This window comes from Chamaesiphon sp. OTE_20_metabat_361 (assembly GCF_031364565.1).
The window spans coordinates 1-7,833 of sequence record NZ_JANLWO010000884.1 but is presented as its reverse complement, the minus strand read 5'-3'; the positions used below and the strand labels follow the sequence as shown (position 1 = coordinate 7,833).

Here is a 7,833-nt window from a genome sequence, read left to right as displayed (position 1 = left end):
TCTAGATACCACACCTCTTGGCGATCGCTGTTGAACTCACCAATCATCAGCTTTAACTAAACTAGCTATGCTCGATCCGAATCTGGATGAAATCCAGTTATTACCTGAAGAATATGCCCGCTATTCGCGACATCTGATCCTACCAGAAGTCGGTCTCGACGGTCAAAAGCGTCTCAAAGCCGCCAGCGTCCTCTGCGTTGGAACGGGGGGACTCGGTTCGCCATTGTTGCTCTATTTGGCGGCGGCTGGCGTCGGTCGGCTGGGCATCGTCGATTTTGATGTGGTAGATCATTCCAATCTCCAGCGTCAAGTCATTCATGGTACTTCCTGGGTCGGGAAACCCAAAATTGAATCGGCGAAAAATCGGATTCATGAAATCAATCCTTACTGTCAAGTAGACCTCTATGAGACAGCCTTAAGTTCGGCAAATGCCCTCGATATCATTCGTCCTTACGATATCGTCGTCGATGGCACCGATAATTTCCCCACGCGGTATTTAGTTAACGATGCGTGTGTATTGTTAGATAAACCCAATGTCTATGGGTCGATCTTCAGATTTGAAGGACAGGCGACCGTCTTTAACTACCAAGGTGGGCCAAACTATCGCGATTTGTATCCAGAACCCCCACCACCAGGGATGGTACCTTCATGTGCTGAAGGTGGTGTTTTGGGCATCCTTCCGGGCATTATTGGGGTGATTCAAGCGACAGAAACTGTCAAGATTATCCTCGGTCAGGGGACGACACTCAGCGGGCGATTGGTATTGTATAATGCCCTAGAAATGAAGTTCCGCGAGCTAAAACTGCGACCCAATCCCGTGCGTCCGGTGATTGAAAAACTCATCGATTACGAAATGTTTTGTGGAATTCCTCAAGCGAAAGCGGCTGAAGCGGAGCAACAAAGTATGCTGGCAGAAATGACTGTAACCGAACTCAAACAACTAATCGATAGCGGTGCTGATGATTTCGTGTTGATTGATGTCCGCAATCCCAATGAGTACGATATTGCCAAAATTCCGGGTGCGATCTTGATTCCGTTACCGGATATCGAGCAGGGTAAGGGTATCGAACAGGTTAAAGCTGCGCTCAACGGTCATCGTCTCATCGCTCATTGTAAGATGGGCGGTCGATCGGCGAAAGCTCTATCGATTCTCAAGGATGCCGGGATTGAGGGCACGAATGTCAAGGGTGGGATTCAGGCTTGGAGTCGCGAAGTAGATGCTTCGGTGCTGGAATATTAATCGCAATGGCGATTAATTGTACGCTGGTCTTGTTAAGTAGGTGGGCGTAATTATTTATGAAGTAGATTATGCCTGAAACCTAGTTGGTGGGGAGTGCCCACCCTACTACTACTAGCTAAAATTTAAGGTAGGGGCAATTCATGAATTGCCCCTACCTTAAATTTTAGATTGTCACTCCCATCCCCCATCTCCCATCTCCCATTTCCCCACCAAATTTGATTAAAATAAGTTGCACAACCTTGACACCCATAGCAGATCGTCTCTAGATTCAGTGAATGTAGGGTTAAGCGAGGGATATTTATGGGTGACGCAAAACGGCGGCAACAAAGTGGACAAGTAGAATCAAAACGGATTGTCTCATGGTTGCCGCTGACGATCGCGCAATCGTCAGAATTTGTCCGCGTGAGCACCCAATTTGCGTGGATTGGGATTGGGTTGCTGGTGCTGGGGTGGCTGACAGTGCGGCTGATTGGGCCAACTTTTGGCTGGTGGCAACTCGTGGGTTAGACGGCGGCTAAGTACGGTAATTAGGGTAGCGATCGCTGCCGACAGCACTAGTTGTTCGATGTCATAATAAATATAGACTCTTGTCTAGATACATCCCCCTTCTCTAGTTTTGATGTCGCAGGAGAACAGCTCCGCCCCAGATTTGATATGAATTCTTCAGAACAAGCCTTAACTCGATCGTACACTCAAGAAGATGTCCAGCAGATTCTCAATATCGCTCTGGCGCAACATCCCGATGCAGATACGGAATTGTCCTACGCTCAGCTATTAGAAATCGCTGAAGAATTGCGGATCGAACCGGGTACGCTCAAACTCGCTGAAACCAAATGGTTGACTCAGCAAGGTAATAGCGTCAAGCTCCAAGAATTCGATAACTACCGTCGATCGAAACTAGAAGCTAAATTTGGTAAATATGCGATTACGAATACTTGTCTAGTCGCGCTGAACTTTTTGACGGGATTTGGCGTACCGTGGTCTTTATACGTGCTGATCTTTTGGGGAATGGGCGTCGGGTTAGATGCCTGGAAATTATTCTATCAGCGTCAAGGACAAGCCTACGATCGCGCCTTCGGAAATTGGCAGCGCAAACAAAAGATTCACAAGTCGATTACGGGCTTAATCGATAAATTAGTGTAATATGTCACCCAATCGGAGCGCAGACAGACAGTGGCAACAATGGTTGTGGCTATTAATCTGGACGCTTCTGGGTGCTGGTTTAAGATTTGCGAATTTAGAGGGCAAGCCACCGTGGGCGGATGAGTTTCGGACGCTAGTATTGACGGTGGGTAATAGTTTCAAGTCGGTGCCACTCAATCGAGTCATCGATATTCAGACATTACTAGCGCCCCTAATTCCCCATCCCCAAGTAGTACTAAGTAAAATTATCGAGCGCGTCTCGATCGAAGATCGGCAGCCGCCGATTTACTTTGGCTTAGCAGCTTTGTGGATGCAGTTATTTCCCCCTCATGGTGGCTTAGTCAGCCTGTGGGGTGCTAGGGCTTTACCCGCGCTAATCGGCACTCTGACGATTCCCTGCGGGTATATTTGGAGTTATCTGACATTTGGAACGCGCCCAGAAGATGCGCCGACAGCTAGATCGATCGCCAATTTTACGGCGGCGATGCTGGCTGTCTCGCCGTATGGGGTATTTATCGCCCAAGAAGCGCGCCACTATAGTTTAGCGAGCTTGTGGACGATCGTCTCGATTAATTGTCTGGCGATCGCCTGTCGGCATCTGGTAAGCCGCCAAAATTTACCACTCTGGCCGATTGCCGTTTGGGTGAGTGCGAATATTTTGGGGATGGGAACGCATTACTTATTTGGGATTGCCCTCATCGCCCAAGCAATTACTCTGGGGATTGTCTGGCGGTGGCAGGCTCATCAGGCGCAACTGCCTAATGCGGCACTCGCACGCAGGCGAGTACCACCGACGTGGCGGCGATTGGCAGTAGCCATCTCAACTACCACTGCTGGCGCGGCTTTCTGGCTGTGGTTGTTTGTGGCTAATGTCGATCGGACGGTTCCGGGCTGGATCGACAATCCACCGCATAAACTCATCGAAGTCTTCAATCCCTTTTTTCAAATTCTCGGGGCGGCGATCTCGATGCTGTCACTACTATTAGTAGAAGTGACAGAGTTACCACCGATTACGACGCTCTCAGATAGTCCGATCGATCTGAATATCCCGATCGTGATTTTGTCGGCAATTTTGATGCTGATCTTTTTTGTGTGGGTAACGCCACTACTCGATCGTGGCGTGCGAAGTCAGTGGCGACAACCACAATTCCAAGTTGAGACGATCGCGATCTTGTGGTTTACAGCCAGCGCCCTGGTGTTATATTTGACGCTACCCTGGCTGACTGGCATCGATATTACACGGGGGGCGCGGTATCACTTTGTCTATTTCCCCAGCCTGATGATGCTCCTCGGTTTGGGATTGGCGAGTTGTTGGCGCAGTAAACCGTCGCTTGCCAAATGGGTATCGGGCAAGCAAGCCGTGACGATCGTTATCCTGATGGGAGTCATCAGTAGTGCGATCGTCGCTAGCAATTACGGCTACCACAAATATTATCGCCCCGAACAGATCGTCCCGATAATTGGGCAATCGGCACCGATTCCCGTCTTAATTGCGACGACACATAATAGTTTGATTCAAGTTGGCGAGATGATGGGACTAGCTTGGGAAATGCAGCACCCAGAATGGCAGCAGCTAGCGGCGAAGACGCAGTTTCTTTTGGCTCGTCAAGCTCAGAAATTTTGCGAGCGCGATTGTGCTGCTACTAAGCTGTTGGGCGAAATAATTGCTCGACAGTCTCGATCGATCGATCTGTGGCTGATTAATTTTAATGCGCCCAGTAATTTGCCACCTACTTGCGTGCGCTCCAAAAAGTTTACGCGGGGAGTCTACGGGTATAAATACCAGCTCTATCACTGCCGTCAACCGCTTAATGATGCTACATCTTAGAGGGGATAGGGGATAGTGCGATCGATTAGTTGTGGTAATTACGGTGAGCGATCGAGAGCTAGAGTCGTATTTATGCTTAGAGACTGGCGCGATCGCCAGCTATTTTTACTTGCGAGCTAGTTGCTGCGATCGTTTGTAAAAGCAGTATCGAGCATTATTAAATCGAGAATAAGTAATCGATCGAGATATTATTTGGCAAGATTTCGGGAAAGTGGATTTACCGATCTGTAGTTATCGGTACGAACGCACGAGACACAAACTACACACCCAGTTAACACCGTAGAAACACAGATTAGAGTTTAGATTAAATCTCGAACCTTTACGGAATTAACCAACCAAGATTTGTAGTCTGTAGTGTTAGTAAATCACTATTCATCACTTATAGGAAATCCATCATGAACTTCAAATCTATTCTCGTTGTTGGTTTAAGCTTCGTTACCATCGGTTTATCTCTCCCCGCTCACGCTGATGATACTGCGACTGTCATCAATAGCTCCCAGGATGCGATCGTCACTGGTACTGACAACCAGACGACTCAAGTCAACGTTACTTCAGTTGAGAACAGCTCGCGCGGTCGTCGCACTTCCGGCAACACTGGTACTGCTGTTACCAACCGCCAAGGGGCTGACGTTCAAGGTAGCTACAACGACACTACTCAAATCAATGGCGCTCAAGTTACCAACCGTCGTAACAGTCGTTAATCCCATCCCTGCGGTTATCTAGCACTTCAATCGATAACCGCAAATCCACTCTTTGCTACAGCCACATTACTGAACTTTTCTACTCATAGGAACAAAATCATGAACTTCAAATCTATTCTCGTTGTCGGTTTAAGCTTCGTTACCATCGGTTTATCTTTGCCCGCTCATGCTGATGATACGGCGACTGTAGTTAATAGTTCTCAGGACGCGATCGTCACTGGTACTGGTAACGGTACGGCTCAAGTCAACGTTACTTCAGTTGACAACTACCAAAGCGGTCGTCGTAGCTCCGGTAACACTGGTACTGCTGTTACCAACCGTCAAGGTGCTGACGTTCAAGGTCGCTTCAATGACACTACTCAAATCAATGCGACCGAAGTTACTAACTTCAAGCGCGTCACTCGCTAATAGTTACAACGATCGGATTTGCACTTTGCTCGATCGCTAATCGCTCTATTTCATCTATTTAAATCAACGTGTTGCCCTCAGCAATCTGAGTCAGCACGTTGATTTTTTGGCGATCGGTTTTTGCTAAGTCAGCCCTAATAGCCTTGGCGGTTGCTATATCTTTGGTGCGTTACCCTCCGGGATAACACACCCTACTATCTTTTTGCAAATCAATAGGATTGCTATAAATAGATCTAAACGCCCACTAATTTATAATCTATCTCCCATTATCCATTACCCATTACCTCTTACCTCATACCAATCTGGGTTTCAGCAGCTTTACTAAATAAATTTGATTTTATCTGTCAAGATTTACGGAAAGTGAATATCTAGATTTGTAGTTATAGATACGAACGCAAAAGACACAAAACACACACCCAGTTAACACCGTAAGAATTAGATTAAAGTTGAAATTAAATCTCGAACTCTTACGAAATTAACATTTAATATTTGTAGTTTTGAGCATAAGTAAATCACTAATTAGTCACTCATAGGAACAAAATCATGAACTTCAAATCTATTCTCGTTGTTGGTTTAAGCTTCGCTACTATCGGTTTATCTCTCCCCGCTCATGCTGATGATACGGCGACTGTCATCAATAGCTCACAAGATGCGATCGTTACTGGTACTGGCAACCGGACGACTCAAGTCAACACTACTTCAGTTGAGAACAGCTCGCGCGGTCGTCGCACTTCCGGCAACACTGGTACTGCTGTTACCAACCGTCAAGGGGCTGACGTTCAAGGTAGCTACAACGACACTACTCAAATCAATGCGACAGAAGTTATCAACCGTCGCAACAGTCGTTAATCATCGCCCTGCGGTTATCTAGCACTTCAATCGATAACCGCAAATCCACTGCCCATTACGTTGTCATTACTTAACTTTTCTACTAATAGGAAATCCATCATGAACTTCAAATCTATCCTCGTTGTCGGTTTAAGCTTCGTTACCATCGGTTTATCTCTTCCCGCTCATGCTGATGATACTGCGACTGTAGTCAATAGCTCACAGGATGCGATCGTCACTGGTGTTGGTAACGGTACGGCTCAAGTCAACGTTACTTCAGTTGACAATTACCAAAGCGGTCGTCGTAGCTCCGGTAACACTGGTACTGCTGTCACCAACCGTCAAGGGGCTGACGTTCAAGGTCGCTTCAATGACACTACTCAAATCAATGCGACCGAAGTTACTAACTTCAAACGCGTCACTCGTTAAATTAATTGAGAATTGAGAATTGAGAATTGAGAATTTGGTTGTTAGGATGGGGATCTCGACCCCTGTTCTTTGTTAATCATTCCCTGGCTGTTATCTAGCACCATAGCTGCTGATGAGTTAGGATTCGATCGCGCTCTAAAGGCTCGCTTACTAGATAATGTAGGCGAGCCTTTTGATTTATTTGAGCGCCAATCAGATTGAGATCGAGTGATGAGTAGATAGCCGCGCAAAAAAAGGTTGCCAAATCGTTATATATTAAGTAACCTACCTGCAAAAATTTTAGATCGTCAGGTTCGCTTGACTCCAATCTAGATGCAGCCCTTATTCTGGTCACGATCGCCTACATCTATGCCTAGATGGTCTGTTAGTTTAATCCCCGCCGCGCTCGGTCGCCGCCTCCTGCTCTTAGGAGTGCTATTGACAACAAGTTGCTCGCAAAGTAGCAACCCTGCGACTACGGCAAGTAACGAGCCAGGACGCATTACCGTCGGTACGACCCAAAAACCGCGCACTCTCGATCCAGCCGATGCTTATGAATTGAGATCGATCGCGTTGATTCGGAACTTGAGCGATAGGTTATATACTTACGATCCTGGCAGCACCGAGATTAAGCCCCAGTTGGCGACAGCGTTACCCACCGTGAGCGCGGATGGTTTGACTTACAAGATTCCGCTTCGTCAGGGGGTATTGTTCCACGATGGCACTGCTTTTAATGCCGCAGCGATGGCATTTTCACTCCAACGGTTTATCCAAAATGAAGGAAAGCCAGCCTTTTTGTTAGCCGAGCGGGTGGAGTCAGTTACGGCAACTGGTACTTACGAATTGACGATTAAGCTCAAAAAGCCCTTTGCGGCTTTTGCCTCGATGCTGGCTTTTCCGGGTACTTGTGCGCTCTCACCGAAAGCTTACAAGATTGGCAAAGATAAGTTTGAAGCCAATACCTTTGTCGGGACTGGGCCATACGAACTCAAAGAGTATAGTACCGATCGGGTAAGATTAGTGGCATTCGATCGTTATTGGGGTGCCAAACCACTCAATCGCGAAGTCAATGTCCAGATCTTCAATAACAACCCTGCCAATCTGTACAACTCCTTCCGGACTGGCTTGGTGGATGTTGCCTTCCAATCGCTCGAACCCGATCAAGTCAAGAGTCTCGAAGAGGGTGCCAAAGCCGGGAAATGGCAGTCGATCTCGATCGATGGCAGCGTGACTAGCTACTTGATCCTCAACGTCCTCCAGCAGCCCCTCGACAACCC

At 47.4% G+C, this 7,833-nt stretch carries 9 protein-coding genes; all 9 read left to right on the top strand.

Going from position 1 to position 7,833, the window contains the following annotated elements:
- Positions 1 to 67: 67 nt before the first annotated feature.
- Positions 68 to 1,240 carry a molybdopterin-synthase adenylyltransferase MoeB gene (gene moeB, locus RMO35_RS24840; RefSeq protein ID WP_309745390.1) on the top strand — a complete coding sequence of 391 codons (1,173 nt, stop codon included), beginning with the start codon at positions 68 to 70 and terminating at the stop codon, positions 1,238 to 1,240.
- 300 nt (positions 1,241 to 1,540) lie between these two features.
- Positions 1,541 to 1,747, top strand: coding sequence for a DUF2839 domain-containing protein (locus tag RMO35_RS24835; RefSeq protein WP_309745388.1), 207 nt, complete (start codon positions 1,541 to 1,543; stop codon positions 1,745 to 1,747).
- Between the two features lie 147 nt (positions 1,748 to 1,894).
- Positions 1,895 to 2,383: a 2TM domain-containing protein gene (locus RMO35_RS24830; RefSeq protein ID WP_309745386.1), complete on the top strand. Its 489-nt coding sequence runs from the start codon at positions 1,895 to 1,897 to the stop codon at positions 2,381 to 2,383.
- Between the two features lies 1 nt (position 2,384).
- Positions 2,385 to 4,211, top strand: coding sequence for a hypothetical protein (locus RMO35_RS24825; RefSeq protein ID WP_309745383.1), 1,827 nt, complete (start codon positions 2,385 to 2,387; stop codon positions 4,209 to 4,211).
- A 395-nt stretch (positions 4,212 to 4,606) separates the two neighbouring features.
- Positions 4,607 to 4,912, top strand: coding sequence for a hypothetical protein (locus RMO35_RS24820; RefSeq protein WP_309745381.1), 306 nt, complete (start codon positions 4,607 to 4,609; stop codon positions 4,910 to 4,912).
- Between the two features lie 99 nt (positions 4,913 to 5,011).
- Positions 5,012 to 5,320, top strand: a complete 309-nt coding sequence (locus tag RMO35_RS24815; protein WP_309745379.1) for a hypothetical protein — start codon at positions 5,012 to 5,014, stop codon at positions 5,318 to 5,320.
- A 543-nt stretch (positions 5,321 to 5,863) separates the two neighbouring features.
- Positions 5,864 to 6,169 (top strand): hypothetical protein, encoded by a 306-nt coding sequence (locus RMO35_RS24810; protein ID WP_309745377.1) that lies wholly within the window; start codon positions 5,864 to 5,866, stop codon positions 6,167 to 6,169.
- 99 nt (positions 6,170 to 6,268) lie between these two features.
- Positions 6,269 to 6,577 (top strand): hypothetical protein, encoded by a 309-nt coding sequence (locus RMO35_RS24805; RefSeq protein ID WP_309745375.1) that lies wholly within the window; start codon positions 6,269 to 6,271, stop codon positions 6,575 to 6,577.
- Positions 6,578 to 6,925: 348 nt separating this feature from the next.
- Positions 6,926 to 7,833, top strand: a 908-nt coding sequence (locus RMO35_RS24800; RefSeq protein ID WP_309745373.1) for an ABC transporter substrate-binding protein, incomplete at its 3' end; no start/stop codon positions are given.